Source organism: Nonomuraea sp. MG754425, from assembly GCF_021699195.1.
Classification (GTDB): domain Bacteria; phylum Actinomycetota; class Actinomycetes; order Streptosporangiales; family Streptosporangiaceae; genus Nonomuraea.
On sequence record NZ_SSXE01000023.1, the window covers coordinates 65,814 to 89,773 of the forward strand.

The 23,960-nt window shown below is 72.6% G+C and carries 30 protein-coding genes; 19 read left to right on the forward strand and 11 right to left on the reverse strand.

All coding sequences use genetic code 11. The features are described 5' to 3' along the window. Positions 1-1,043, reverse strand: a 1,043-nt coding sequence (locus FAF44_RS10930; protein WP_237102962.1) for an FHA domain-containing protein, incomplete at its 3' end; no start/stop codon positions are given. A gap of 197 nt (positions 1,044-1,240) precedes the next feature. On the opposite strand from FAF44_RS10930, the gene FAF44_RS10935 reads away from it, so the two are divergent. Together FAF44_RS10935 and FAF44_RS10940 are read left to right on the forward strand one after the other, a co-directional pair. Beyond that, complete coding sequence (locus tag FAF44_RS10935; protein ID WP_237102992.1) at positions 1,241-1,738, forward strand: sigma-70 family RNA polymerase sigma factor; 498 nt, start codon at positions 1,241-1,243, stop codon at positions 1,736-1,738. Positions 1,739-1,772: 34 nt separating this feature from the next. Then, positions 1,773-2,468 (forward strand): zf-HC2 domain-containing protein, encoded by a 696-nt coding sequence (locus FAF44_RS10940; protein ID WP_237102963.1) that lies wholly within the window; start codon positions 1,773-1,775, stop codon positions 2,466-2,468. A 26-nt stretch (positions 2,469-2,494) separates the two neighbouring features. Here FAF44_RS10940 and FAF44_RS10945 read toward each other — a convergent pair whose 3' ends face one another. The 5 genes from FAF44_RS10945 to FAF44_RS10965 all read right to left on the reverse strand — a co-directional run bounded on the left by FAF44_RS10945 (position 2,495) and on the right by FAF44_RS10965 (position 9,029). After that, on the reverse strand, positions 2,495-4,768 hold the full coding sequence (locus FAF44_RS10945; RefSeq protein ID WP_237102964.1) for a hypothetical protein: 2,274 nt from the start codon (positions 4,766-4,768) through the stop codon (positions 2,495-2,497). Next, positions 4,765-6,465: an ABC transporter permease subunit gene (locus FAF44_RS10950; RefSeq protein WP_237102965.1), complete on the reverse strand. Its 1,701-nt coding sequence runs from the start codon at positions 6,463-6,465 to the stop codon at positions 4,765-4,767. The genes FAF44_RS10945 and FAF44_RS10950 overlap by 4 nt, the downstream gene beginning before the upstream one ends. Continuing rightward, positions 6,462-7,697, reverse strand: coding sequence for a hypothetical protein (locus FAF44_RS10955; protein WP_237102966.1), 1,236 nt, complete (start codon positions 7,695-7,697; stop codon positions 6,462-6,464). Before FAF44_RS10955 ends, FAF44_RS10950 begins: the two co-directional genes overlap by 4 nt. Continuing rightward, positions 7,681-8,316, reverse strand: a complete 636-nt coding sequence (locus FAF44_RS10960; RefSeq protein WP_237102967.1) for an ATP-binding cassette domain-containing protein — start codon at positions 8,314-8,316, stop codon at positions 7,681-7,683. The genes FAF44_RS10955 and FAF44_RS10960 overlap by 17 nt, the downstream gene beginning before the upstream one ends. 101 nt (positions 8,317-8,417) lie before the next feature. Continuing rightward, on the reverse strand, positions 8,418-9,029 hold the full coding sequence (locus FAF44_RS10965) for a dienelactone hydrolase family protein (RefSeq protein WP_237102968.1): 612 nt from the start codon (positions 9,027-9,029) through the stop codon (positions 8,418-8,420). A gap of 99 nt (positions 9,030-9,128) precedes the next feature. Here FAF44_RS10965 and FAF44_RS10970 point away from each other — a divergent pair, with 99 nt between their 5' ends. Together FAF44_RS10970 and FAF44_RS10975 are read left to right on the forward strand one after the other, a co-directional pair. Further along, positions 9,129-10,319, forward strand: a complete 1,191-nt coding sequence (locus FAF44_RS10970) for an aromatic acid exporter family protein (RefSeq protein ID WP_237102969.1) — start codon at positions 9,129-9,131, stop codon at positions 10,317-10,319. Between the two features lie 51 nt (positions 10,320-10,370). Continuing rightward, entirely contained in the window at positions 10,371-10,844 is a 474-nt protein-coding gene (locus tag FAF44_RS10975; protein WP_237102970.1) for an SET domain-containing protein, read from the forward strand. Here the strand turns inward: FAF44_RS10975 and FAF44_RS10980 are convergent. Then, entirely contained in the window at positions 10,836-10,976 is a 141-nt protein-coding gene (locus FAF44_RS10980) for a hypothetical protein (protein ID WP_237102971.1), read from the reverse strand. The two genes, FAF44_RS10975 and FAF44_RS10980, sit on opposite strands and share 9 nt — an antisense overlap. A gap of 143 nt (positions 10,977-11,119) precedes the next feature. Here FAF44_RS10980 and FAF44_RS10985 point away from each other — a divergent pair, with 143 nt between their 5' ends. Next, positions 11,120-11,674, forward strand: coding sequence for a TetR/AcrR family transcriptional regulator (locus tag FAF44_RS10985; RefSeq protein ID WP_237102972.1), 555 nt, complete (start codon positions 11,120-11,122; stop codon positions 11,672-11,674). A 40-nt stretch (positions 11,675-11,714) separates the two neighbouring features. Then, a complete protein-coding gene (locus FAF44_RS10990) occupies positions 11,715-12,416 on the forward strand; it encodes a hypothetical protein (RefSeq protein WP_237102973.1) in 702 nt (233 codons plus the stop codon). Positions 12,417-12,502: 86 nt separating this feature from the next. On the opposite strand, the gene FAF44_RS10995 is transcribed toward FAF44_RS10990, so the two are convergent. Next, positions 12,503-13,195 (reverse strand): response regulator transcription factor, encoded by a 693-nt coding sequence (locus FAF44_RS10995; RefSeq protein WP_237102974.1) that lies wholly within the window; start codon positions 13,193-13,195, stop codon positions 12,503-12,505. A gap of 176 nt (positions 13,196-13,371) precedes the next feature. Between FAF44_RS10995 and FAF44_RS11000 the strand changes: the two genes are divergently transcribed. The 11 genes from FAF44_RS11000 to FAF44_RS11045 all read left to right on the forward strand — a co-directional run bounded on the left by FAF44_RS11000 (position 13,372) and on the right by FAF44_RS11045 (position 19,430). Continuing rightward, on the forward strand, positions 13,372-13,623 hold the full coding sequence (locus FAF44_RS11000; protein ID WP_237102975.1) for a MoaD/ThiS family protein: 252 nt from the start codon (positions 13,372-13,374) through the stop codon (positions 13,621-13,623). Between the two features lie 101 nt (positions 13,624-13,724). After that, a complete protein-coding gene (locus FAF44_RS11005) occupies positions 13,725-14,390 on the forward strand; it encodes a DUF2993 domain-containing protein (protein WP_237102976.1) in 666 nt (221 codons plus the stop codon). 37 nt (positions 14,391-14,427) lie between these two features. Continuing rightward, positions 14,428-14,940, forward strand: coding sequence for a sigma-70 family RNA polymerase sigma factor (locus FAF44_RS11010; protein WP_237102977.1), 513 nt, complete (start codon positions 14,428-14,430; stop codon positions 14,938-14,940). After that, positions 14,940-15,821: an anti-sigma factor gene (locus FAF44_RS11015; protein WP_237102978.1), complete on the forward strand. Its 882-nt coding sequence runs from the start codon at positions 14,940-14,942 to the stop codon at positions 15,819-15,821. Before FAF44_RS11010 ends, FAF44_RS11015 begins: the two co-directional genes overlap by 1 nt. Before the next feature lie 28 nt (positions 15,822-15,849). Beyond that, positions 15,850-16,257: a thioredoxin family protein gene (locus FAF44_RS11020; RefSeq protein ID WP_237102979.1), complete on the forward strand. Its 408-nt coding sequence runs from the start codon at positions 15,850-15,852 to the stop codon at positions 16,255-16,257. Between the two features lie 84 nt (positions 16,258-16,341). After that, entirely contained in the window at positions 16,342-16,425 is an 84-nt protein-coding gene (locus FAF44_RS56355; protein WP_350668905.1) for a putative leader peptide, read from the forward strand. Between the two features lie 55 nt (positions 16,426-16,480). Then, positions 16,481-16,894, forward strand: a complete 414-nt coding sequence (locus tag FAF44_RS11025) for a DUF4395 domain-containing protein (protein ID WP_237102980.1) — start codon at positions 16,481-16,483, stop codon at positions 16,892-16,894. Continuing rightward, positions 16,891-17,730: a sulfurtransferase gene (locus FAF44_RS11030; protein ID WP_237102981.1), complete on the forward strand. Its 840-nt coding sequence runs from the start codon at positions 16,891-16,893 to the stop codon at positions 17,728-17,730. Before FAF44_RS11025 ends, FAF44_RS11030 begins: the two co-directional genes overlap by 4 nt. Then, the gene (locus FAF44_RS11035; protein ID WP_237102982.1) at positions 17,730-18,035 is read left to right on the forward strand and encodes a DUF1416 domain-containing protein; all 306 of its coding nucleotides are present in this window, start codon (positions 17,730-17,732) and stop codon (positions 18,033-18,035) included. The genes FAF44_RS11030 and FAF44_RS11035 overlap by 1 nt, the downstream gene beginning before the upstream one ends. Positions 18,036-18,126: 91 nt before the next feature. Beyond that, the gene (locus tag FAF44_RS11040; RefSeq protein ID WP_237102983.1) at positions 18,127-18,687 is read left to right on the forward strand and encodes an RNA polymerase sigma factor; all 561 of its coding nucleotides are present in this window, start codon (positions 18,127-18,129) and stop codon (positions 18,685-18,687) included. Next, positions 18,684-19,430, forward strand: a complete 747-nt coding sequence (locus FAF44_RS11045; protein WP_237102984.1) for a methylated-DNA--[protein]-cysteine S-methyltransferase — start codon at positions 18,684-18,686, stop codon at positions 19,428-19,430. The genes FAF44_RS11040 and FAF44_RS11045 overlap by 4 nt, the downstream gene beginning before the upstream one ends. Before the next feature lies 1 nt (position 19,431). On the opposite strand, the gene FAF44_RS11050 is transcribed toward FAF44_RS11045, so the two are convergent. Together FAF44_RS11050 and FAF44_RS11055 are read right to left on the reverse strand one after the other, a co-directional pair. Then, complete coding sequence (locus FAF44_RS11050; RefSeq protein WP_237102985.1) at positions 19,432-19,983, reverse strand: helix-turn-helix domain-containing protein; 552 nt, start codon at positions 19,981-19,983, stop codon at positions 19,432-19,434. 161 nt (positions 19,984-20,144) lie between these two features. Beyond that, complete coding sequence (locus FAF44_RS11055) at positions 20,145-21,059, reverse strand: hypothetical protein (protein WP_237102986.1); 915 nt, start codon at positions 21,057-21,059, stop codon at positions 20,145-20,147. A gap of 711 nt (positions 21,060-21,770) precedes the next feature. On the opposite strand from FAF44_RS11055, the gene FAF44_RS11060 reads away from it, so the two are divergent. Continuing rightward, a complete protein-coding gene (locus tag FAF44_RS11060; protein WP_237102987.1) occupies positions 21,771-23,012 on the forward strand; it encodes a hypothetical protein in 1,242 nt (413 codons plus the stop codon). Here FAF44_RS11060 and FAF44_RS11065 read toward each other — a convergent pair. Beyond that, a complete protein-coding gene (locus tag FAF44_RS11065) occupies positions 22,999-23,544 on the reverse strand; it encodes a hypothetical protein (RefSeq protein WP_237102988.1) in 546 nt (181 codons plus the stop codon). The two genes, FAF44_RS11060 and FAF44_RS11065, sit on opposite strands and share 14 nt — an antisense overlap. Before the next feature lie 84 nt (positions 23,545-23,628). Here FAF44_RS11065 and FAF44_RS11070 point away from each other — a divergent pair. Continuing rightward, a partial coding sequence (locus tag FAF44_RS11070; RefSeq protein ID WP_237102989.1) for a hypothetical protein occupies positions 23,629-23,960 on the forward strand: 332 nt, incomplete at its 3' end.

Here is a 23,960-nt window from a genome sequence, read left to right on the forward strand (position 1 = left end):
GTGATCGAGGCGGGTTCGTCCGCCACTCCCACCCGCAGGGTCAGTCCGTCGGGCGAGTCGGCGTTGCGCGGCCACAACCCCGGCCCCTCGTGGGTGGCGGCGAACGTCAGGTCCACCTCGTCGGGGGCGACGACGTGCCGCAGCCACTGCTCGTGCACGACGTGCTGCCTGATCCGCTCCGTCGTCTCCTGTTTGCGCTGGTCGAACTCGCGCTCTTTCTTCTTGCGCTGCCGCCCTTCCACCCACTGCGTGCCGAAGAACGTGATCGGCGTCAGAATTCCGAACAGCAGAAAATACGGGCTTTTCAACAGGACGGCCATCGCGACGGAAATCGGCAGCGGCAGCAGCGACGAAATCAGCGCCACCGCGATGTTGCGCTGCGGCACCTCGTTCCTGGGCATGGTGAGGCGCGCGGCGGTGACGGCGGGGGCGGGGGAGAAGGCCCGGTCGAAGTCGACGCGGCCGTCTCTGGCGCGGGTGGTCCTGAGCCGGGCGGACGGCAGCGGCGCCCACCGCAGCCGGTCGTCGCCCACCTGTAACACCCCATCGGGACGCAGCCGCACCGGTTCCCGCACGCCGATCTCGTCCACGCGGGTGCCGTTGCTCGAACCCAGGTCGGCGACCGTGGCCTCGCCGGTCCAGGACACGTCGAGGCGGGCGTGCCGCCGGGAGACCTGCTGGTCGCGCAGCAGGCTGATGTCGGTCCATTCGCGGCCGATCACGTGGCTGCCGGGGCTCAGCCAGATGACGCGGCCCGCGTCGGGGCCGGAGAACACGCGGATCGCGCCCGCCGCAGCCAGGGGCCGCCAGGGCTGGGCCCGCTCCGGCTCGCCCACGCTGATCGTCGCGCCCGGGGCCAGCGGGCTGTCCGCGAGGCGGGCGTCGGGGTCGAGCTTGTCACCGCCGACGTAACACGGCCGGCCTCTGACGGGGAAGGGCAGCGCCCGCAGCAGCGAGCCGATGAGGGTTTCCGGCTCGGCCGTCACCTCGCAGTCGGCGGCGGTGGAGGCTGCCGGATCGCGGATCGTCAATCGAATGATCATAATCCCCTCTCCAGGGGACTGAAGCACGATTTACCGGATAAATCTAGTTAGACGGCGAGACGGGCAAACTACCCAACCCCGGCCCCGACTCGTGGCTAGAGTGATAATTCATAAATATCAGCCTACCGAGCGCGATATTTCATGATATCCGCTGCGCGAGGAGCCGTAGCGTGACTCACCGCGTAACCGACGAGGCCATGGTCAGAGCCCTCTACCGCGAATACGGCGCCCCCTTGACGGCCTTCGCCATCAGGCTGACAGGCGGCGATCGCCGCTGGGCCGAGGACGTCGTCCAAGAGACCCTCGTACGAGCCTGGCGCAACCTGCACGACCTCCGTACGGACTCCGGTTCGCTGATGCCCTGGCTGGCCACGGTGGCGCGCCGCGTCGTCATCGACGACCGCCGCCGCGCCGGCTCCCGCCCCCTCGACACGGTCGAGGACATCCCCGAACGCGTCATGCCCGCCGCGGCCGAGGACGAGCAACTGCTCAGGGAGATCGTCGTGACCGACGCGATGGCCTCCCTCTCCCCGGCGCACCGGCAGGTGCTCACCGAGACGTTCCTCCTGGACCGCAGCGTCCAGGAGGCGGCGGAGATCATCGGCGTGCCCGTGGGCACGGTGAAGTCCCGCGTGTACTACGCCATGCGCGCGTTACGCGTCGCGCTGGAGGAAAGGGGGGTGACGCTGCCGTGATCCAGGTGCGTCACGATGAATGGGGGGTGACGCCATGACTGAGGTACACCACGAGGACGTGGCCGCGTACGCGCTCGGCCTGCTCGGCGAGGACGAGCGGGCCGCCTTCGAGCGCCATCTCGACGGCTGCGCGCACTGCGCCTCGGAAGTGGGCTCGTTCGCCGCGATGGGCGAGCTGATCAAGGGCGTGCACCCGGACGACCTGCTGCCCCACTCGCCGGAGCCGCAGGTGGAGTCGCTCCTGGTCCGCCGGGCCGCCGCCGAACGCCGCCGTCGCCGCTTCCACCGCAGCTTCATGACCGCCGCCGCGTGCCTCGTGGTCGCGGCCGGCGTCTTCCTCGGCATCAGCTCCATGACGAGCGGGCCCAACCCCGACAGCATCCACAGCCCGGCCCGCGCGCTGCTCATGACCGGCCGCACCTACTCCATCACCGACCCGGCCACCGGCGTGTCCGGGCTCGTCGGCATGGAGGACAAGGGCTGGGGCACCCACGTCGCGCTGGAGCTCAAGGGGGTCAAGGGCCCGCTGCAGTGCCGCCTCATGGCCGTGGGCGACGACGGCCGCTCGGAGGTCGTCGCGAGCTGGGGCGTGCCCGACAAGGGGTACGGCGTGCCCGGCTCACCCGACCCGCTCCTCCTGCACGGCGGCACCAGCCTCCCGCAGTCGGAGCTGAACCACTTCACGATCCAGACCTTCGACGGGAGGACGCTGGCCACCGTGGCGGTCTGACGTCCACGCGCACCGGCCGGACCGGGTCACAGGGCCAGTAACATCGCCCTCAGTTCGCTGACCTGCTTCGGCTCGGCGATCGTGTCCCAGGGCGACATCGCCGCCAGCCCCGCCTCCTGGTGCTCGGCGGCCCGCTCCCGCCGCAGCCCGGCCAGACGCAGGTGGGCCAGCGCGGTGCTCACCCCGGTCGGCGGCAGCCGCTGCACGGCCTCCTCCAGCAGCGCCGCCACCTCCTCCGGCACGTGCCCGGGATCCTCCAGCAGCACCCCCGCCCGCTGCACCAGGCAGCGGGCCCGCCCAGTCTCGTCCGCCGCCTCGGTGTAGAGGTCCACGGCCTCCGCCAGGTGCCCCCCGGCCTCGTGGCCGCGGCTCAGGTAGTGGCTGGCGAGCGCGAGCAGTTCCAGGGCGTGCGCCTGCATCGTGGGGTCGCCGGTCTGCTTCGCCAGTTCGCGAGCCTGGAACAGCACGCGCCAGGCGTCGGCGTACAGGCTGCGGGCCTCGGCGGGGTGCGCGTCGTGGTCGAGCGTCTGGCCCTTGCGCAGGAGCAGCGCCGCCACGTTCGTCAGCCGGATCGCCTGCCCCATGACGTCGCCGCCGGGCAGCGCCTGCCCGTACCGGACGAGCGCGGACTCCACGGCGGTGAACTCGTCGCCGGCGGCCAGCAGGATCGCCGCGTGCTCCAGGTGCAGCTCCGCGGGCCACGACTCGACCCTGACGCGCAGCGCCGCCGCCTGGTCGAAGTGCTGGCGCGCCTTGCGCGGATCGCCCCAGGTGAGCAGGATCGCGCACTGCCGCAGCTCGGCGGTGGCCTGCACGTGCTCGTCCCCGAGCGTGCCGGCGGCCCTGGCCAGCGCGGACGCCGCCCGCAGCCGGTCCTCCTGCCGCTGTTCGAGCCGGAACCAGCTCTCCAGCCCGTCCGCGATGCCGGCCAGGGCGCGCGCGGTCCTGGGCACCGGCTCGGCGCGGGCCAGCACCTGCAGCAGCACCCGGTCCTCCATCTCGAACCAGGTCCTGGCCTCCGGCGCGGGCAGCCGTCCGGCGTGGAAGGCGGCCTGCCCGGCGAAGTGCTCGACCAGCCGCCGCCAGGCCGCGACCTCGACCGGCGTGCCCTCCGCGCCGCTGCCCCGGTACGCGTCCGACACCCGGACGCGGGTCATCCGCACGTTCTCGACGAGGCCGAGCTCGGCCAGCTTCCCGATCTCGTCCGCCACCGACGGCACGCCGAGCAGCGCGGCGGCGGCCTGGTGGTCCACCTCCGCCAGCGGCAGCCCGGCCAGCAGCACGAAGAGCTGCTTCTCCATCGGCTTGAGCTGCCTGACGCCGAGGTTGAGCACGAAGTCGAGCGTGTCGGAGACGGACAGGCTGCGCAGGTCGTCCACCAGGGACTGCAACGGCACGTTCGGATGGCCCGCCAGCCAGCGGCCGACCCTGATGATCTCCGTCGGGCTGCCCAGGCAGGCGTCCACCAGCAGCTCCAGCGCCTTCGGGTCGCGGCCGGCCCGATCGTCGCCGATGTGCCTGGCCAGCAGCGCCTGCCCGGCCTCGGGGGCGAGCGGGCCGAGCTGGATCCGGCCCACGTGCTGCGGCGGCTCGTCCGAGAGCGTGCCCGCCAGCACGATGTGCGCGCCCGGCACACTGGCGGGCAGCCAGTCGACCTGCTGCCACGAGCTGACGTTGTCCAGCAGCAGCACCCGGCCGGTGTCCTTGAGTACCTCCATCACCTGCTCGGTCGCGTCCTGCGGCTCCTTGATGCCGCCCGGCGGCCGGTGCAGCGTGCGCAGCACCCGCTGGGCCACGCTCAGCGGCGTCTCCGGACGGTCCCGGTCGGGGCCGCGCAGGTCGGCGTAGCGCTGCTTGCGGGCATCGCCCGCCAGGGCCCAGCCGGCCTGGACGGCCACCGCGGAGGTGCCCGTGCCCATGCCGCCGTGCACCACGACCACGCTGTGCGCGCCCGCCTCCTTCGCGATCGACCGCAGCTCGGCGTCCCTGCCCACCAGGCCGTCGGTCCGGTCGGGGAAGGGCATCGGGGCCAGGCTCGGCGGGGACGGGCGTTCGCGGCGACGGCGGATCAGGTGGGTGACCCAGCCGGTCACGATCGGCAGCGGCACCGCGAGGACGGTCAGCACCCAGGTCGGCAGCCCGCCGGCGACTTGCCTGATCAGCTCCTCCTGCAGCAGCAGCCAGACGCTTCCCGCGGTCACCAGTCCGCCGAACCCCAGCTCGGGCAGGTGGGCCGCGCCCTGCCGGGACAGCCGCGACAGCCGGACGCGCAGCCGCTCCCAGAGCGAGACGAGCGTCATCGGCGCACTCCCCGGGTCAGCCCCCGGTACAGCGGGCGCGCGGTCACGGCCACCACCAGCGCCGGCACCGCCGTGGCGAGCACCGCCTGTGCCGCCAGCGGGCTCGCCGCGCTCATGAAGTGGCGGGCCTGCTCCAGCAGGATCAGCGGCAGATGGTCGCCCGCCGGCCAGTTCAGCAGCAGCCCGACCACCGCGTCGTTCCAGACCAGGACGAACGCCAGCACCCCGGCCAGCACCACGGCCGGGCGCGCCTCGCGGACCACGTGGAACAGCTCCCAGCGATCCCGCGCCAGCATCGGGGCGGGCACGCGGACGAACGCGGTGTGCAGCACCAGCACCGCCAGCGGGATCACCAGCGCCGCGTGCACGATGGTCAGCGCGGGCGCGGCGCCGATCGGGCTCAGCCAGCGTTGCAGCGGCACGGCGAACGACTGCGGCGGCAGCGCGGCCAGCGCCACCGAGACCAGCAGCACCGGCCGCCAGGCGCGGCGGGGCAGCAGGTGCTCGTGGGCCAGCACGTACGCGGCCGGCACCGCGGCCAGCAGCACCACGCACACGACGGCGAACGCCCGCAGGAACGTGGTGCCCAGCGCCCCGGTGAACGCGCTGTCGGACAGCGCCTCCGCGTACGAGCCGAGCATCCACGGCTCGCTGTTCCACCACCCGGTCCGCGCGGCGGCGACCGGGTCGCGCAGGGACGTGAGCAGCAGCGCCGCGAACGGCAGCAGCCACACCACCGCGACCGCGCCGCCCAGCGGCCACAACCGCCGCCCGCGGGCCGCGGGGGGACGCGGCGCGGGCGCGGGCTCCGGCCAGCTCACCCGTCCCCGCAGCCCGAGCAGGGCCGGCGAGGCCAGCACCGCCACCAGCAGGGACATCAGCACGGCGAGCGCGGCGGCCCCGGCGTCGCCCAGATCGTCGTTGTGCCGCCACCAGTACAGCCCGCCGCCCTCGACCAGCGCCTGCATCGACCCGGGCACGCCCATCAGCACCAGGTCGAACACGCGGGCCCCGGCCACCAGCGCGAACAGGTACGCCAGCGCGGCGGGCCCGGCCAGCGACGGCAGCACCACGGACCACAGCCTGCGCCGGGGCCCGACGCCGAACGCCCTGGCCATCCGCAGCAGGCCGACCGGCTGGCGGGTCAGGGCCTCGTGGAAGACGAGGAACGCGATCCCGGCCCACTGCCAGACGAACGCCAGCCCGAGCACCAGCCAGATCCAGCCGGGCCCGAGGAAGGCCGTGTCCCTGCCGAGCACGGCGGCGGCCATGCCGCGTTCCTTGCTGGTGTCGAACAGCAGCCGGAAGATCGCCCCCGTGGTGAGCGGGGAGAGCACGGCGGGCAGCACGAGGATCACCCGCAGGACCCGGCCGAGCGCGGGGCCGGCGTTCCTGACCAGCCAGGCCAGGCCGAGGCCCACCGCGCACACGGCGACGACCAGCAGCCACCAGATCAGCGTGTTGCCGACCGCCTGCCAGACCTGGGCGTCGGCCAGCAGGCCGGCCCAGGCGCCCGGCCTGGAGAAGCTGATGAGCACGGTGGCCAGGAACGGCGCCAGGATGACGCCCGCCGACAGCAGCACCGCGATCAGCAGGTAGAGGGCGGCCCGCCAGCGGCTGAGCCGGTGCCGGGTCACCGGCACCCGGGCGTCGTGGTGCGGCGCCACCTCGAACAGGAACGCGTTGCGTTCGGTCATCGGGCACCGCCGTTCCCGAGACTGGCCAGGATCTTCTCGCGGGCGGCCGAGGCCGCCGCGGCGGGGGCGACCGTGTCCACGGTGACGTCGGCGAACAGTTCGGTGAGCACCCGCCACAGGCCGCGCCCGTCGCCGCCTTCGAGCCGGCCGATGAGCCGGTCGGACAGGTCGTAGTCGAGGTTCGCGCCGCTGACCAGGCGCTGGGCGGGCGCGCTGAGCAGCCCGTGCGACGGCGCTCGGTACAGGTTCAGGAAGCCGCCCTCGTCCACCCATTCGGTCAGCGCGTCGCGCTCGCCCTTGACGCGCGGCCTGGTCAGCCAGTTCACGAATCTGACGGCGTCCGGCCCGCCGCCGCGCATCGCCACCGCCACGTCGCCCCCGACCACCAGTGGGGGCGGCCCGTTCCCGTGGGCGGGGAAGTCGAAGAGGTCGGCCACGTCCTTGCCGGCGTAGCGCTCGATGACGGGCAGCGCGAAGTCGGGCGCGGCCACCAGGTCGGCGGTGCGGTAGCTGAACACGTCGAGGATCGAGTCGTGGAACTGCATGGTCAGCGCGCGCCTGCCCAGGTCGGGGGTGAACGCCTCCCGCCAGAGCGTGGCGAGCAGCGTGAGCGAGTCGGTGACCTGGGACACGTCCCACCAGGACGAGCTGCCCGGCTCGGTCGGCGGGAAGAGCCCGCGGTACACCTCGGGGGCGCGGGCGAGCAGGACGTTCTCGAACCAGTCGCTGAGCACCCACCCGTCGGCCGCGCCGATCGCCAGCGTGCCCGGACGGGGCTGCCAGGCGGCCAGGTCCGCGGGCCGGTGGTCCTCGCCCGCCCGCTGCCACACGAGCGACTTGTTCGCGATCTTGAACCAGGCGCCGAGCTCCTCCTCGCTCCCGTACGGCGTCACCAGCCGCCGCCAGAACAGCGGCTGCTCGTGCCCGCCAGCCCTGGGCTGGACACGGGGGCGGACCAAGGGGTCGAAGAGCAGCCCCAGCCTGGGGATGACGGCCGCGTCGGGGATGACCTCGGCGGCGGGGCCGCGCAGCAGCGCACCGATGTTGTCCCCCGCCGAGTAGACGCTGACGGGCCGCCTGGACTCCGTCACGTACGCGTCCACGACCCGCAGGAAGCGCCGTAGCTCGTCGCCGCTCCACACCACCGCGACCCGTAACGGCGGCTGCCCGGCGCAGCCCGCCACCGTCACGGCCGGGACGGCGGCCAGGAACGCCCTACGGCTGATCGACATCGGCGATCTCCCAGAAGCACGAGGGGGAGGCGAGGCTCGCCACTCTGGTCCGGTCGTCGGTGACGACGAGCACCGCCATCCCGGGGTCGGCGCCCAGCGCCCCGCTGACCGCCGCGTGGCATGGCCCGTGGCCCGTGCGGTCCTCGATCACCATCACCTTCACCGGCAGCGGCCGGCACAGGACGCGCGCCAGCGCCACGCTCAGCCGCTCGTCGTGGGCCAGCTCGTGCGGCCTGGAGCGCAGGAAGCCCTGGATGTCGAGGCGCCGGGCCATGAACGCGATCCGGCCGCGCACGAACGACGGGGCCAGGTCGTCGCGGGCGGCCAGCGCCAGGTTCCGTTCGACGGTCAGGTGCGGCAGCAGCCCCGCGCCCGCCGGGACCAGCCCGATCTCGCGCTCGGTGGGCAGCCGCATGGTGACCTCCTCGCCCTCGACCTGGATCCGGCCGCCGACGGGCATCTCGAGGCCGAGCAGGACGTCGGTGAAGGCGTCAGCCTCGGCCGGACCGCCGGCCACCACCACGGCGGTCCGGCCGGGGTCGAGGGTCAGCGGGTCGGGGGACAGGCGGCGGAGGCCACGCGTCTCCCAGGTGAGAGCGTCGAGCTCCAGAAGTGGCACAGGCCGCAACCGCCGTCGAGTCGGGATGTCGTCCGCTCACGACGTTGGCACAAACGTTGCGGCGCGGCAACGCGGTTGCACCAGGTCGCAAAGGGCACACGTCACCCGCCCGGCCGCCGGAGCCCGGCGAAGTGGGTGGTGAACCAGTCGCGGGCGTGCCCGGCCACGGCCTCCAGCGCGCCGGGCTCCTCGAACAGGTGCGTGGCCCCCGGCACCACCGTGATCCGGCTCTCCGCGCGCAGCCGCTCCCGCGCCTCCTCGTTCAGCCCCACCACCACCGGGTCCCGTCCGCCCACGATGAGCAGGGTCGGCGCGCGCACCGCCGCCAGCCGGTCACCGGCCAGGTCGGGACGCCCGCCACGGGAGACGACGGCCGCGACCGCGTTGTCCGGCTCGGCCGCCGCCCACAGGGCCGCCGCCGCGCCGGTGCTGGCGCCGAAGTAACCGATCGGCAGGCCCGCGCACTCGGGCCGCTCGCGGATCCGGGCGGTGTGCTCCAGCAGCCGGTCCGCCAGCAGCGGGATGTCGAAGACGTTCGACCTGTCGGCCTCCTCCTCGGGCGTGAGCAGGTCGAACAGCAGCGTGCCGAGGCCCGCCTCGTTGAGCACGCCCGCCACGTAACGGTTGCGCGGGCTGTGCCGGCCGCTGCCGCTGCCGTGCGCGAACACCACCATGCCGATGGCGGCGTCAGGAACGATCAGATCGCCGGGCATGCGCGCCCCTCCCTCGTGTGCCGCGGTCGTGCCGCGACCCTGCCGCTACCCGCCCAGCGGCGGCTCTATCAGCGGCGATGCTGGGCAGAGGGGCAGGTCATGGAGGCCGAAACGGGGCGCGGGCGCGATACGGCCCGCTCCCCGCTCGAACGCGTCGTGTCGGGCGGGGCGGCGGCGCTCGCGCTCGCGCGCAGCATCGGGGTGGGGCGCTGGCTGCGCATGGAGCGGGAGGCGCTGGCCCAGACGATCAAGGTGACGGGGTCGTGCGTGCTGGCCTGGTGGCTGGCCGCGTACGTGCTCAAGGTGGAGCTGCCGGTCCTCGTGCCCATCGGCGTCCTGCTGACGGTCTCCGCTACCGCGTACAGCACGCTGGTGCGCGGCGGCCAGCAGATCCTGGCGGTGGTCGTGGGGGTGGGCGCGGCGCTGGCGCTGATCTGGCTGCTCGGCGCGAACGCGGTGACGCTGGGCGTGCTGGTGGTGGCGGGCCTGGTCCTGACGCGCATGCTGAACCTGCCCGCCCAGAACGTGCAGATCCCGATCACGGCGCTGCTCGTGTTCGCGCTGGGCAACACCTACGGCGTCGCCCGCCTCGCGGACGTGCTGCTCGGCGCGGGGATCGGCATCGCGGCGAACCTGCTGGTGCTGCCGCCCCGTTTCGTGGACAAGGCCGGCCGGGAGCTGCGCGGCCTGTCGTCCGAGCTGGCCGACCTGGCCGCGGACATGGCGCGGGGCCTGCGGGGCGACTGGGACCGCGATCTGGCGGGCGACTGGCTGGAGCGGGCCCGCAGCCTGTCGCAGCGCCTGGAGGGCACCGAGCAGGCCGCGGAGCAGGCGGCCGAGTCGGTACGGCTGTCGCTGCGCCGCCGCCGCTACGACCGCCGCCTGCGCCAGGTGGCCGAGGCCGCGACCTGTCTCGACCACGCCTGCCACCAGCTCAGAAGCATCGCCAGAGGGCTCGTGGACCTCGTCGCCGGCGTACGCGGCCTGCCCGGCGAGCGCGGCGCGGACCTGCCGGAGCCGCTGGCGGCCGAGCTGTCGGCGCTGTCGCGCGTCTTCCGCTCCTTCGGCAGGTTGCAAGCCGGCGGGCGGCGCGAGGACCTGGAGGACCTGTCCGCCGCGCTCGACGAGGGCGAGCGCGAGCAGCGGCGGCTGGCGGCGGAGTTCCACCCCACCCGGCACACGGAGCTGCGCTCGCTCCAGGGCTCGCTCCTGGACGACTGCGCCAGGATCCGCCACGAGTTCGACCCCGGCACCGGCCCGCACCGGGCGGCCTTCCCGGGGCAGAATTGACCGATGCCGCCGGATCCAGAGCCTGACTGCCGGCTCCACCCCCACTTGGAGGTGCGCCCCTCGCCCATCGCGGGCGACGGCCTGTTCGCCACGGCCGCGATCCCGGCGGGCACCGTCGTCTCCCGGCTGGGCGGCCGGCTGGTGACCTGGGAGCAGTTGCGGGCCATGTTCGACGACCCGGCCATCCCCTACGTGGACACCGTCACGGTGACCGCGGACCTGCACCTGGTGCTGCCCCCCGGCCGTCCCTCCGGCAGGAGCAACCACAGTTGCGACCCGAACCTGTGGTGGACCGGCCCCTACACCCTGGCGGCCCGCCGTGACCTGCGTCCGGGTGAGGAGGTCACCAACGACTACGCCACCAGCACCGCGGCCCCCGGTTTCGTGCTCGACTGCCGTTGCGGCACGCCGCTGTGCCGCGGGCGGGTGACCGGCTCCGACTGGCGCCGTCCCGACCTGCGGGAACGTTACGGCGAGCACTGGGTGCCGGCGCTGCTCGACCTCATCGGCGCGGGCTCAGCCTAGGTCGGGCGGCGGGGGCATGCGCTCGCCGCGCACCCGCGCCGCGATGGGGTCGAGCGCGGCCGGCTCCGGCCCGGTCAGCTCGATGTGGTCGACGCCGAGGCGGCGCAGGCCGGCCTCGCAGGCGTTCCGCACGTAGGCCCCATGCAGCCGAGTCCGAGCGCGGAGACCTCCAGGCCGCCGCCGAGTTCGACCGTGCGCATAGCGTGTCCCAGGTCAGCAGGAATAGAATCGGGATGGCCGTCCCGGTTGTCTACGAAGTCTGGAGCGTGAGCCGGATGAGCAGGCCGTTGCGCGCCGACGCCCAGCGCAACAGGGCGCGCGTCCTGGAGGTCGCGGCCGAGACGTTCGCCGCCGAGGGGCTGTCCGTACCCGTCCACGAGATCGCGCGCCGGGCCGGGGTGGGCACCGGGACCGTCAGCCGGCACTTCCCGACCAAGGAGTCGCTGTTCCAGGCGATCCTGCTCGACCGGATGGAGCAACTCGTCCGCGAGGCGTCCGAGCTGGCCGGCCGCGAGGGCCCGGCGGAGGCGTTCTTCGCCTTCTTCGCCGCCATGGCCGGCGCGGCCGCCGCCAACAAGGGGCTGGTGGACGCCCTGGCGGGAGCGGGCTTCGACTTCCACACGGTGGCCGAGCAGAGCCGGTACGACGTCATGGGGGCCTGGCGCGGGCTCCTGGAGGGCGCGCAGCGGGCCGGCGCCGTCCGCGCGGACGCCGACATCGCCGACGTCAAGGCGCTGCTGACGGGCTGCATCGACCGGGAACGCCAGGCCGCGGACCCGGCGGCGCGGGCGCGCATGCTCGCGATCGTCCGCGACGGCCTGCGCCCCTGAGCCGCGCGGCCCGCCCGGTCGCCCGTGGCATACTGCTCCGATGTCCGATTTCGCGGAGTTCCAGGCGAGGGGACGCACGGCCCTGCTGTCCGGCCGGGCCACCCACGACAGCCCCATGGAGGAAGGCGCCGCCCGCTGGGGAGCCGCGGCCGTGCTGCGCCCCGAGGGCGAGGTGGTGCACCGGCTGACGGAGCTCGCCGCCACCATCGACGCCCCCGGCCACTGGGTGCACGGCGGCCCGACCCTGCACGTCACGCTCAGGTCGCTGGAGCCGTACCGCGCCGGCCTGCCCGAGGACGACCCGCTGCGCCGCGCCTACGCCGCCGCCCTCGCGGACGCGGCACGGGAACTGCCCCCGGTCAGGGTGCGGCTGGCGGGCGTGAGCGCGCACCCGGGCGGCGTCCTGGTGGGGGCCCACCCGTCCGACGACACCCTGGTCACGATGCGCGAGCGCTATGTCCGGGCGCTGGAGGCGCGGGGCGTGCGGGACCTGGAGCACGGCCGCGTACGCGACCGCTGGTACATCAGCCTCGTCCACTTCGCGGCCCCGCTCGCCGACGCCCGCGATCTCGTCGCCTGGTGCGACGCCCACGGGGACACCGGCTTCGGGACGATCGAGCTGCCTTCGGCGGAGATCGTCCGGTTCGCGCACACCGGCACCGGCATCCGCGTCGAATCCCTGTCGCGGGTCGCCTTCCGGCCCGGCGGGCCGCCTGCGGGAAATTCGGCGTCGATCATGTGAAGGCCGTGGGCCCGCCGCAATTTCTCGCACATCGGTGCGTTACCGCACAGGAATGCCCCTGGAAAAGGGCGTGCACAAAAGGCGGGTCAGACGTTGGCCGCGTCGGTCCGGTCGGGGACGAAACGGTAGCCGACGTTGCGGACCGTGCCGATCAGCGACTCGTACTCCGTGCCCAGCTTGGCGCGCAGCCGCCGCACGTGCACGTCGACCGTGCGGGTGCCGCCGAAGTAGTCGTAGCCCCAGACCTCCTGCAGCAACTGGGCGCGGGTGAACACCCGGCCGGGGTGCTGGGCGAGGTACTTGAGCAGCTCGAACTCCTTGAAGGTGAGGTCGAGCACCCGGCCGCGCAGCCGGGCGGTGTAGGTGGCCTCGTCGATCGACAGGTCGCCGCTGCGGATCTCGTCGGGGACGTCCTCGGTCGAGGTCTGCGAGATGCGGCCCGTGGCCATCCGCAGCCGGGCCTCCACCTCGGCCGGCCCGGCGCTGTCGAGCAGCACGTCGTCGACGCCCCACTCGGAGGTCATCGCGGCCAGCCCGCCCTCGGTCACGATCACGAGGAGCGGGCAGTCGATGCCGGTGGTGCGGATCAACCGGCACAGGCTCTTGGCCTGCACGAGCTCCTTGCGGGCGTCGACGAGGACGGCGTCGGCGGGAGGGGTGTCGATGAGGGCGGAAGCCTCAGCCGGGGCGACGCGGACCGAGTGGAGCAGCAACCCCAGCGCCGGTAGCACCTCGGCGGACGGCTCGAGGGCGTTGGTCAGCAGGAGCAGGTTGCTCATTACGGCCTCCTCAAACACGCAAGGACCCGGGGGCTACGTCGCCCAGGTCCTGTAGGTGAGGATATCCCACGAGCAAGACGCGTCCATTGCGCGTCCGCAAGGTGAACAGCGCGTCTCCTGGAACAAGCTTGTTAAGGGCAGCGCACAATAGTGTGCAAAGGATTGTGAGGCTACGCATGGCCACGGGAATAGTGCGATATTGGGCGGCAGCCAAGGAAGCCGCCGGAGTCGCCGAGGAAACCTTCGAAGCGATCACTCTTGGCGAACTCATGACGAAAATCACACAAAACCGCGCAGATCTGGCCAGGATCCTGCGCCGCTGCTCCTTCCTCGTGGACGGCTCACCCGTCGGCAAACGCCCCCACGGCGAGGTGCTCCTCCACGACGGCGCCACCGTGGAGGTCCTGCCGCCCTTCGCCGGCGGATGACGACCGGCGGCGGACGGCGGATCAGGTGAAAGGACGCCTCGCGAGGGAATGAGCGTGCCAGTCGGTAGTCTCTTGATCCCCCGCTCGAGACAGGGAGCCCCATGCGCAAGCTGATCGTTTTTCTGATCGTGCTCATCGTCCTCCTTGTGGCCGTCGACCGGGTCGCCGTCGCGGGCGTCGAGCGGGACCTGTCGAACCGGATCGCGGCGGCGGCCGACCTGTCCGGCAGGCCGACGGTCACGATCGAGAGCATCCCCTTCCTGACCCAGGCCGTCTCCGGGCACTATCCGGAGGTGCGCTTCGACCTCGGCACCTTCACCTACGGCGACGTGCCGGTCAGGAACCTGCGGGGCGCCGCCTACGACGTGACCGCGCCCCTGGCCGACGTCATCCAGAACACCGCCGACATCCGGGCTGGCCGCGTGGCCGTCAGCGGCACCCTCACCAGGGCCACGATCGACAAGTACGCCCCCGACGGCGTCAAGATCGGCGGCAACGGCGACCGGCTCACCGCGTCGGGCGAGATCGCGCTGGGGGGCAACAAGGTGAGATTCGACGCCGAGATGCGGGTCGAACTCGTCGACGGAGGGATCAGGGTCCAGGCGGAGAAGATCGAAGGGGTGCCCGACCAGGTCGCCCGGCTGGTGGCGTACACCATCCCGTTCAAGGGGAAGCTGCCCTTCGACGTGAAGGTGACCGGGGTCAAGAGCGTGGCCGACGGGCTGGAGTTCTCGGCCGAGGCGTCTGACGTGCCGCTTCGTGGGTGACATCGAACCACTCCGTCCCGCCGTACGTCATGGGGATGTGAGTGCAGCCGGTACCGCCGACGAGGAACTCGTGAAGACGCTCTTCGACGAGCACGCCGGGCCGCTCTACGGTTACGTCCTGCGACTGATCGGTGACTCCGGACGGGCCGAGGACGTCGTGCAGGAGACGCTGTTGCGGGCCTGGCGACATCCCGAGGCCATGTCCGGCAGGCCGATCCGGGCGTGGCTGTTCACGGTGGCCCGCAATCTCGTCGTCGACCAGCACCGCGCCAAGAAGGCCAGACCGCCGGAGACCGGCGACGAGGCGCTCGCGGTGCTGCCCGCCGACGACGAGCTGGAACGCGCGGTCGAGTCGTGGGCCGTGGCCGAGGCGCTGGCCGCACTCCGGCCGGAGCACCGGGAGGTGCTGCTGGAGGTCTACTACCGAGGACAGTCGGTGAAGGAGGCGTCTGCGACGCTGGGGATCCCGCCGGGCACGGTCAAGTCCCGTACGTACTACGCGTTGCGCGCGCTGAAGCTGGCGCTCGAGGAACGGGGGCTGGCGCCGTGATGACATGCGAGGAGGTCAGGATCTCGCTGGGCGCGCACGCCCTGGGCGCGCTCGAACCCGACGAGGCCGAGGAGATCGACACCCACCTGGCGACGTGCGAGGTGTGCGGCGCGGAACTGCTGGAGCTGGCGGGCGTCGGCGCGTTCCTGGGCAAGGTGTCGGAACGTGACGTGGAGCTGGTGGCCAGCCCCCCGCGCCAGGTGCTCGACCGGTTGCTGAACGACCGCGTCAGGCGGACCAGGCGCGGCCGGGCGCTGCTGTCCGTGGCCGGCGCGGCGGCGGTGCTGGTGGTGGGCGGCACGGTGTGGACGGCGACGCAGACCGCCTCCGACGGCGGTGGGTCGGCCGCCGCGCCGGTCTCGGCGCAGGAGGGCGAGCCCCGCATGCTGCGGGACCAGGGCTCGGCGGAGTCGGCGCAGCCGTTCGGCACCGAGGCCCCTGCCATCGCGAGCAGCGAGGCCCCGATGGCCAAGGGCACCGAGGATCCGGGACGCGGGAACAGCCGCGATTCCCGGGCCGAGGCGCGGCCGACGGCGTCGAGCACCCAGGAGCGCGACGAGATCGCCTTCCCCGGCGAGAACGCGGCCGGCGACCACTCCGCCACGGTGCTCGTCCGGCCGGCGGCGGCGGGCTCGGGGCTCGGCGTCCAGGTCAGGGGCCTGCCGGTGGACACCGGCTACCGGCTCGTCGTCGTCGGCGTGGACGGGCGGGAGGAACGCTCGCCGCGCTGGGTCCTGCGCCGCGCCGACTACGAGAAGGGGACGATCTTCCGCAGCGAGACCACGATGACCGTCAAGGAGATCGCCCGCTTCGAGATCGTGGACGGAGCCGGGCGCACGCTCGTCACGGTGACCGTGCCGCCGACGGCCCGCGGGAAGTAACCGGCGGTCCGCACGGTTACATGCGAAGATGACGGGTTTGTGGGTGGCGCTGGCGACGCTGGCGCTCGGAACGGTGATCGGGGTGGTCCGCCTGCGCCGCGACGGACGGGTGAACGACGCAGCCGGCGAGCGGCTGTCGGCCGCCGACCTCGGCTCCGAGCTGGGGGAGCGGGCCACGCTCGTGCAGTTCTCGACCGCGTTCTGCCAGCCGTGCCGGGCCACCCGGCGCGTCCTGGCCGACGTCGGCGCGCTCGTGCCGGGGGTCGCCCACGTGGAGATCGACGCCGAGTCCCGGCTGGACCTCGTGCGCCGGCTCGGCATCACCCGCACGCCCACCGTGCTCGTGCTCGACGCGGCGGGCTCCGTCGTCAAGCGGGCCGTCGGGCAGCCGCGCAAGGCCGACGTGCTGGCGGCGCTGGCCGCGGCCGTGGCGTAGCGGCGACTGTGACCCGTCTCACAAGTCGTCTCACCAACCGGACGAGATGTGACAGATGACGAGACGCCGAGTAGTGTCGTCGGCATGAACCCGTCGACAGAGCTGCTCACGAAGCGGCGCGCGGTTGATTTCTGCCGCGTCGCCACAGCGCTCTGTCGCGCTGCCTGAGGACGATCCAGCGGGCTTCGACCCGCCCCAGTCGACCCTTCAGGAGCATCCCGCGATGCGTGCCGATCCTAGAGCGCTGCGCTTCGGCGCGGCCGTCACCACCCTGGTCCTCCTCTCCGTCCTGCTGACGGAGAGCTTCTGGCTGCTCGCCGCCCAGGCGGTGGTCTTCGCGCTCGGAACGATCTGGCGCTCGCCGTACGTGATGCTCTTCAAGGCGCTCGTCCCGGGTGCCCCGAAGGAGACCGAGGACGCCCGTCCGCCCCGCTTCGCCCAGGGGGTCGGGCTGGCTTTCACGGTCGTGGGCCTGGCGGGCTTCGCCGCCGGGATCACGCCGCCGGCCCTCGTGGCCACGGCCGCGGCTCTCCTCGCCGCCTTCCTCAACGCAGCCTTCGGATTCTGCCTTGGCTGCGAGATGTACCTGCTCATTCGCCGACTACTGCCCGCCGCCAACATGGAGGTATCCAAATGAGCCGCTCCGCCGCCCTGGTGGACGCCGACTGGGTCGAGGCCAACCTCGCCACCCCCGGGGTCGTTCTCGTCGAGGTCGACGAGGACGTCAGCGCCTACGACAAGGGTCACATCCGTGGCGCCGTGAAGGTCGACTGGCGTGACGACCTTCAGGACCCGGTGCGCCGCGACTTCGTGGACAAGACCGGTTTCGAAGCCCTGCTGTCCGACCGCGGCATTTCCAACGACGACACCGTCGTGCTCTACGGCGGCAACAACAACTGGTTCGCCGCGTACGCGTACTGGTACTTCAAGCTGTACGGCCACCAGAACGTCAAGCTGCTCGACGGCGGGCGCAAGAAGTGGGAGCTCGACTCGCGCGAGCTGGTGAAGGACGTCCCGCAGCGGGCCAAGACCCAGTACGCCGCCCAGGAGCAGGACACCGCGATCCGCGCCTTCCGCGACGACGTCGTGGCCGCCATCGGCAAGCTCAACCTGGTCGACGTGCGCTCGCCCGACGAGTTCACCGGCAAGCTGCTGGCCCCGGCCCACCTCCCGCAGGAGCAGGCCCAGCGCGGCGGCCACGTGCCCACCGCCCGCAACATCCCGTGGTCCAAGGCGGCCAACGACGACGGCACCTTCAAGACCGACGACGACCTGCGCGGCCTCTACCAGGACGCCGGCGTCGACTTCGGCAAGGACACCATCGCCTACTGCCGCATCGGCGAGCGCTCCGCGCACACCTGGTTCGTGCTGCACGAGCTGCTCGAGCAGTCCAACGTCAAGAACTACGACGGTTCGTGGACCGAGTACGGCTCGCTCGTGGGCGTGCCGATCGAGCTGGGGGAGGCCCGCTGATGAGCACCACTGCGCAGGGTTGCGGAGCGCCGGAGCAGACCGTGGCGCTGCCCGCCGGGATCGACCTGACCAACCAAGCCGTGATCCAGGGCATCGTGACGGGCGCCGGCACGGCGTACGCGCGGCTGCTCGACAACTCCGGTGAGTTCACCGGCGAGGTCGTCGTCTCCGACGACGGCGTCTTCCGCTTCTTCGCCGCCCCCGGCGACTGGACCGTCCGCATCATCGCGGGCGGCGGCGTCACCAGGGACGTGCGGGTGGAGGCCAAGCTGGGCGAGGTCGCCCAGCTCGCGGTCGCCGTCTGAACCTGCTCGCGTACGGGCCCGCGTCCCCTCTCCGGGGCGTGGGCCTTTCGCGTGCCGCAACCATCGCGGCCGTGGCGGTGTTGTAGAGGACGTGGGTGACATCGACTGTCTCGACCCGGTGCGCGAAGCGCTGCTCGACGACCTCGACACGGGGTTCGCCGCGCTGTACGACGCGCACCGCGGCCTGGTCTTCTCGACCGCGCTGCGGCTGAGCGGAAGCTGGGCCGACGCCGAGGACTACACGGCGGAGGCGTTCCTGCGCGCCTACCGGGCGCTGTCCGGCTACCCGCCCGAGCGCATCGCCGAGTTGCAGCCGCGTGCCTGGCTGATGACGATCCTCATGAACGTCTGGCGCAACTGCGCCCGCGCCAAATCCCGCCGGCCGCCGACCGACCTGCGCGAGGAGCCGGTGGACGGCGTCGATCCCGGCCAGGACGTCGAGGCCGACGCGGTCCGCCGCGAGACCGGCGACGAACTGGCCGAACTGCTCGGCCGGCTGCCCCCGGAGCAGCGGGCCGCCGTCGTGCTCAGGCACGTCGTGGACCTGCCGATCAGCGAGATCGCCGCGGTGCTGAAGATCCCCCAGGGTACGGTCAAGTCGCACGTGTCGCGGGGGCTGAAGCGGCTACGAGCACTAGGAGGTGTTCGATGACCCAGGATCCCCTGCTCACCGGACTCGCGGCACTCGCCGTGGACGCGCCGGAGAGCCTGCTCGAACGCATCGCCGCCCGCTGGGTGCGGGTGCCCGCGCCGATCGGGGAGCTCTCGGTGGCCAGCACCGACCAGGGCGTGGCGTACGTGCATCACGGAGAGGGCTTCGCGGAGGCGTTCAGGAAGCGCTTCGGCCGCCCGCTGCTGCCCGCCACCCGTCCGCCCGCGGGCCTGCTGCCCGCCCTGCGCACCGGCCGCCTGGCGGGGCTGCGGCTCGACCTGCGCGGCCTGAGCCCCTTCCAGCGCTCGGTGCTGGACGCGGTGCGCGAGATCCCGCGCGGCGAGGTGCGCCCCTACTCCTGGGTCGCCGCCCGCGCCGGCCGCCCCAAGGCCGTACGGGCCGTGGGGGCGGCGCTCGCGAGCAACCCGGTGCCGCTGCTCGTCCCCTGCCACCGGGTCACCCGCTCGGACGGGATGACGGGCGGCTACGTGTTCGGCACGCCCGCCAAGGAGCGGCTGCTGCTGGGGGAAGGGGTGGACCTGGACCGGGTCCGGGCGCTGGCGGGGGAGCGGGTGTTCTACCTGGCCAGCGACACGACCGGGGTGGTGTGCTTCCCCACCTGCCACAACGCGCGGCGCATCACGCCCGCCCACCGGCACGGCTTCCGCGACCTGGCCCAGGCCCGCGCCGCCGGGTACCGGCCGTGCCGCACCTGCCGTCCCGGTCAGGAGGCCGTCCGGTAGCTCAGAGGGGTTCGGTCGGGTAGCGCATCAGGAGCGTGGCACGGACGACGTCCGGCCCGTGGGCCCGGTAGCCGTGGGGCACGTCGGAGATCCACGAGATGTGGTCACCGGGGCCGGCGGTCAGCGGCTCGCCGACGGGCCCGGCGCTGAGGGTGCCGGTGAACACCGTGAGGTGCTCGCTGACGCCCTCGTGATGGGCGGGCGAGGTCTGGGTGAGGCCGGGCGGGACACGCAGGCGGTAGAGCTCGTAGGTGACGCGGTCGTCCTCGAACACTTCGAGCAGTTCGGCCTCGATCGCGGTGCCGCGCATGATCTGCGGCTCGGGCGGGGTGTCGAGAATGGCCCCGATCGGCACCCCGAGCTGGGCCGTGATCGCCCAGAGGGTCTCCAGCGTGGGGTTGCGCGTGCCGGTCTCCACGCCCGAGAGCGTGGCCTTGCCGATGCCGGCGCGCTTGGCGAGCTCGGAGAGCGAGACGCCGCGCGCCTGCCGCAGCCGCCGCAGCCGGTCTCCCACCACGCGAGGGTCGGCGTCGATCGCCGGCTGCGGTTCCATACCGTCATGTTGCCGCAGATGTCCTGCTCAGGCATCGCCCGGCCGCAATTCGGTCGCCGGGCAATCCCGTAGTCACTGACCAGGGGCGTGCGCGCCGTGGCCGGCCGGGTGTTTGGCCCGTCCGGCCGGAGCGGGCGGGCACCGCCGAAATCGGGCGGCGCTCACAACGCCCGGATCCAGGCGGGCACCTTGTCCTGGATCGATCCCAGCCGGTCCACCAGGTCGTCGCGCCAGTTCACGTGCACGACGTAGCTGAGTACGTGGTGGAGCAGCCGCAGGCGGGCGATCGGCGTGGCCTGGGCGGGCGCCGAGTCGAGCCCGTACCCCTCCAGGGCGGCCCTGGCCAGGCCGGCGTGGTCGAGGTCGTTCGCGCCGTCGCTGAGGAGGTGGTGCATCAGCAGTTCGCCGGTGAGCCACGAGATGTCGAAGTCCGCGGGACCCGCCGTCAGCGTCTCGCCGGTCAGGATCGTCACCCCGCCCGTGGCGGTGCTGTGCGGGAACACGCCGGACAGGGTGGGGTTGCCGTGGATCACCCGTTCCGGGCGGGCGCACAGCAGGCCGCACGTCTCGGTCAGCTCCGTCCACATGTCGGGGCCGAGCCGCCAGCGGGCCTGCTTGTACAGGCGCTGCGCGTTCCCGCGGGCTCCGTCGCGGGCGTTCCCGCCGCCGGAGCGCAGCCAGCGCAGCAGGCGGCCCAGCTCCGGCATGCCGGTGGGGATGCCGCCGGGGATGGGTAGGTCCGTCAGCTCGCGCAGCGCCGCGCCGGCCGCCTTCAGGGCGGGCGGCAGGAGGTGGGCGGTGGTGGAGAAGGCCGCGGGCCACAACATCCGGTCGATGAGCGGGACGGGCTGCGGGACGGTGAAGCGCAGCGGCGCCACCGCGGTCTCCGGCAACTGGAACGAGCCGGGCAGCGGGAACGAGCCCTCCGCCGCGCGGCGGCCCAGCGGGGACAGCCGCAGATCGGTCTCGCGCAGCGGGCCCGGCTCCCTGATCACCAGGTAGCCGCCGTCGTCCGTGCCGCAGATGGTGGTACGCAGATACCCGGCGCCGTACCGGGTCAGGACCCGCTCGCTCATCGTCGCTCCAACGCTGACCGGCCGCTGGGACGCGTGCGATCGGGACACGTGAGATCGGGGCGCGCGGGCCGGTCGCCGGGGCGAGTGCGGCCGGGGCGGATGCCTGTCGTGGGGGCGGCGGGTGGGTGGTTCAGGGCCGCGCGGGCCTCGTCCGGTAATTCCGCCACGTCGTCATGGGGTGCGAGCATTTATTCTCATCCAAGCGTCTACCCCGTGAGCAGCGGTCAGGCGGAGGTCATCCCGAATATCGCGCACACGGCCGCCCGGTCTCATGACCGACTTATCCCCCGGTCGATCTCGTGGATGTCACTGATGTGGATGTAGCCCGTCGCGACCAGCTCTCGGCCGCCGCGGCGTGCGTGGACGCCACTCTGCCGATCTCCCCTCGATTTACGAGCAAATCGCGGTCAGGTGGTGGATGGGGACTTTACCGGGGACGTCTGGGCATGTCTATGAATTACGCCACACCTGTCGTATATATAATTTCTACATATGCCGGAGTGGGCGAATTTCACGGAATGTCGTTTGCCTGTTTCGTCAGGTGTTCGCCTTGACGCGGGCGGCCGGGTGATGAAGATCGACACACGGTGAGCGCCCAGATTCTGGCAGTTGCTGCTGCGACACATGGGGCATACCGCTACGATTCCACAGATGTCCGGTTCGACAGGTGTGACGGCACCCCCGCGACCTGGGCCTACGTCGGCTCAGCAGATGCCGTCGCCGTACTCGCTGCCCCTGCACGCCCTTCGCCTGGCGGGCAAATGCGCCCTGCCGTTGATCTGCTGGTTCGCCGTCGGCGAGCTGGCGCACTACGTGCTGACGTACGCGGCCGTCGAGGTCGCCTACGGCGACTGGCGCCAGGTCCGGCTCGTGGCCGTCATGACCCTGCTGACGCTCGTCATCCTGGCGGCGATGACGGTCACCACCGGCATGCTGCACGCCCTTCGCGGCGCCCTCTGGGAGATCCGGGCCAGGTCCGAGGAGGGGGTGGCCGACGAGCGCTTCTTCCGCACCCTCGACCGGGTCGCGCCCGCCTTCGCGGTGCTCTACCTGGCGTGGGGCTTCCACGTGGAGGACGCCCGCGACATCTTCCAGATGGACCTCTTCCACCACTTCTACGACCAGACGGAGGCCTCCTGGTTCGGCGAGGACTCCGACGTCGGACGCGGGCTCACCGACCTCGACTGGCGGGTGTCGCTCGGGGCGATGGTCGCCATGTTCGGGCTGAAGATGCTGTTCGCGAAGCTCGTCGAGAAGGGCAGGGGCGGCTTCTACGGCTTCGCCGCCGCCTTCTCCGAGTTCGCCTTCGTCTTCTACGGGCTGAACGCCACGGTGGCCTTCGCCGACGCCCGCTCCGAATGGGTGTCGCACCGCAGCGTGGTCGAGGGCACGCAGGAGGTCTGGGCCGAGGCCCAGGAGAGCCTGCCGATCTGGGACGCCGTCACCGGCTGGTTCGGCGAGATCTGGCCGCTGTTCCTGGACGCCGTCGCGGTCCCCCTGGCCTGGCTCACCGTGGCCATGCTCGTCTTCGGCGCCTACTCCGACGAGACCCGCTCCCTGGTCAAGGGCACGCGGCTGGAGCGGGGCGTCGATCGGCTCGAAGACAGCCACGACCTCACCCAGAGGTCGTTCGACCAGGTCACCGGCGGGTTCAAGGACCGCTGGCTGCCGCTGGCCAACTCGCTGCGGACGGTGTTCCGGGCAGGCGCGCCGCTGTTCGGCATGATGTGCCTGTGCTACGTCGGGGTGATGGTGGCGGGCGAGTACGCCGACCGCGGGATCCGGCACCTCGTCGGCACCGAGGCGGAGTGGGTCTGGACCTACCAGGGGCCGGTGCTGCACTTCGTCCAGCAGATGGTGGTCAGCGTGCTCACCATGGCGCTCCTGGCGGCGACGTACGACATCGCCGCCACCCGCGCCCGCCTCGGCGGAGAACCGCTCAACGACGTCTGAACACCAGCACCTCGTTGTCCTTCTCGGCCTTCTCCATGGCCTCCCGGTCGAACAGGTCCTCCGTCGGCGTGTCCGAGCGGTAGGCGCTCGGCCGGAAGCTGAGCTGAACCTCCTCCGCCACGGGGGTCGGCACGATCGCCAGGCCCTCGATCCGGTATTCCCGGCCCACCACGAGCTTGTCGGTGGGCTGGTCCCCGACCGGCTGGGCCTCGACCGCCCAGGTACGGCCCGCGGCGTCGCGCAGCTTCATCTCCGAGGGCGCGGCGGTCATGGTGGCGCTGGCCGCGTCCACGACCTTCTTCGTGATCACGATCTTCATCCAGGTCGCGTTCTCGCGCGGCTTGCTGCCCTCGGGGGCCTTCGTGGGGGTGACCGTCCCCCGGTACTCGATGTTGTGCACCTTGCCCGCCTGGCCGGCGGTCACGAAGGTCTCCTTGTTGTTCTCGCGGGGGGTGGTCTTCATCTCGTAGAAGAGGTAGCCGTCGTAGCTCTGGGCGGCGGTGGTGAGCAGCGTGGCGACGATCGCGCCCACCGCGACGAGCGCCGTGCGGCGGCGCCTGCGGCGGGGCGACGGCGTGGGCGTGGGGCCGCCGGGCGCGGCACCGGGCTGCTCGGGGTGCGCGGCCTCCTGCCCGCCCGCGAACTGCGGACCACCGGGCGGCTGCGCGCCGGGCGGCTGTGCCCCGCCCGGAAACTGCGGGCCGCCGAGCGGCTGCGCGCCGGGGGGTTGGGCCCCGCCGGGGAACTGCGGGCCGCTGGGCGGCTGCGTCCCGGGGTACTGCGGAGCGCCGGGGAACGGCGGGCCAGGCGGCTGCGCGGCAGGGGCCTGGGAGGCACCGAACACAGCCGCGCCGGCCGCACCGGCCGCACCGAGGGCGGCTCCAAGCGCGGCACCGTGCGCAGTTCCGTGGACATCCCCATGACCCGCCCCGTGACCCGCTCCAGGCC

What these genes read in the sequence shown, in the direction of transcription:
- FAF44_RS10940 (WP_237102963.1), top strand. Translation starts at nt 1,773, where the DNA reads ATGACTGAGGTACACCACGAGGACGTGGCCGCGTACGCGCTCGGCCTG.
- FAF44_RS10950 (WP_237102965.1), bottom strand. Translation starts at nt 6,465, where the DNA reads ATGACCGAACGCAACGCGTTCCTGTTCGAGGTGGCGCCGCACCACGAC.
- FAF44_RS11025 (WP_237102980.1), top strand. Translation starts at nt 16,481, where the DNA reads ATGCGTGCCGATCCTAGAGCGCTGCGCTTCGGCGCGGCCGTCACCACC.
- FAF44_RS10985 (WP_237102972.1), top strand. Translation starts at nt 11,120, where the DNA reads ATGAGCAGGCCGTTGCGCGCCGACGCCCAGCGCAACAGGGCGCGCGTC.
- FAF44_RS10995 (WP_237102974.1), bottom strand. Translation starts at nt 13,195, where the DNA reads ATGAGCAACCTGCTCCTGCTGACCAACGCCCTCGAGCCGTCCGCCGAG.
- FAF44_RS11015 (WP_237102978.1), top strand. Translation starts at nt 14,940, where the DNA reads ATGACATGCGAGGAGGTCAGGATCTCGCTGGGCGCGCACGCCCTGGGC.
- FAF44_RS11060 (WP_237102987.1), top strand. Translation starts at nt 21,771, where the DNA reads ATGCCGTCGCCGTACTCGCTGCCCCTGCACGCCCTTCGCCTGGCGGGC.
- FAF44_RS11020 (WP_237102979.1), top strand. Translation starts at nt 15,850, where the DNA reads ATGACGGGTTTGTGGGTGGCGCTGGCGACGCTGGCGCTCGGAACGGTG.
- FAF44_RS11030 (WP_237102981.1), top strand. Translation starts at nt 16,891, where the DNA reads ATGAGCCGCTCCGCCGCCCTGGTGGACGCCGACTGGGTCGAGGCCAAC.
- FAF44_RS11035 (WP_237102982.1), top strand. Translation starts at nt 17,730, where the DNA reads ATGAGCACCACTGCGCAGGGTTGCGGAGCGCCGGAGCAGACCGTGGCG.
- FAF44_RS11055 (WP_237102986.1), bottom strand. Translation starts at nt 21,059, where the DNA reads ATGAGCGAGCGGGTCCTGACCCGGTACGGCGCCGGGTATCTGCGTACC.
- FAF44_RS10935 (WP_237102992.1), top strand. Translation starts at nt 1,241, where the DNA reads ATGGTCAGAGCCCTCTACCGCGAATACGGCGCCCCCTTGACGGCCTTC.
- FAF44_RS10945 (WP_237102964.1), bottom strand. Translation starts at nt 4,768, where the DNA reads ATGACGCTCGTCTCGCTCTGGGAGCGGCTGCGCGTCCGGCTGTCGCGG.
- FAF44_RS10990 (WP_237102973.1), top strand. Translation starts at nt 11,715, where the DNA reads ATGTCCGATTTCGCGGAGTTCCAGGCGAGGGGACGCACGGCCCTGCTG.
- FAF44_RS10965 (WP_237102968.1), bottom strand. Translation starts at nt 9,029, where the DNA reads ATGCCCGGCGATCTGATCGTTCCTGACGCCGCCATCGGCATGGTGGTG.
- FAF44_RS11000 (WP_237102975.1), top strand. Translation starts at nt 13,372, where the DNA reads ATGGCCACGGGAATAGTGCGATATTGGGCGGCAGCCAAGGAAGCCGCC.
- FAF44_RS10955 (WP_237102966.1), bottom strand. Translation starts at nt 7,697, where the DNA reads ATGTCGATCAGCCGTAGGGCGTTCCTGGCCGCCGTCCCGGCCGTGACG.
- FAF44_RS11005 (WP_237102976.1), top strand. Translation starts at nt 13,725, where the DNA reads ATGCGCAAGCTGATCGTTTTTCTGATCGTGCTCATCGTCCTCCTTGTG.
- FAF44_RS11050 (WP_237102985.1), bottom strand. Translation starts at nt 19,983, where the DNA reads ATGGAACCGCAGCCGGCGATCGACGCCGACCCTCGCGTGGTGGGAGAC.
- FAF44_RS10970 (WP_237102969.1), top strand. Translation starts at nt 9,129, where the DNA reads ATGGAGGCCGAAACGGGGCGCGGGCGCGATACGGCCCGCTCCCCGCTC.
- FAF44_RS56355 (WP_350668905.1), top strand. Translation starts at nt 16,342, where the DNA reads ATGAACCCGTCGACAGAGCTGCTCACGAAGCGGCGCGCGGTTGATTTC.
- FAF44_RS11045 (WP_237102984.1), top strand. Translation starts at nt 18,684, where the DNA reads ATGACCCAGGATCCCCTGCTCACCGGACTCGCGGCACTCGCCGTGGAC.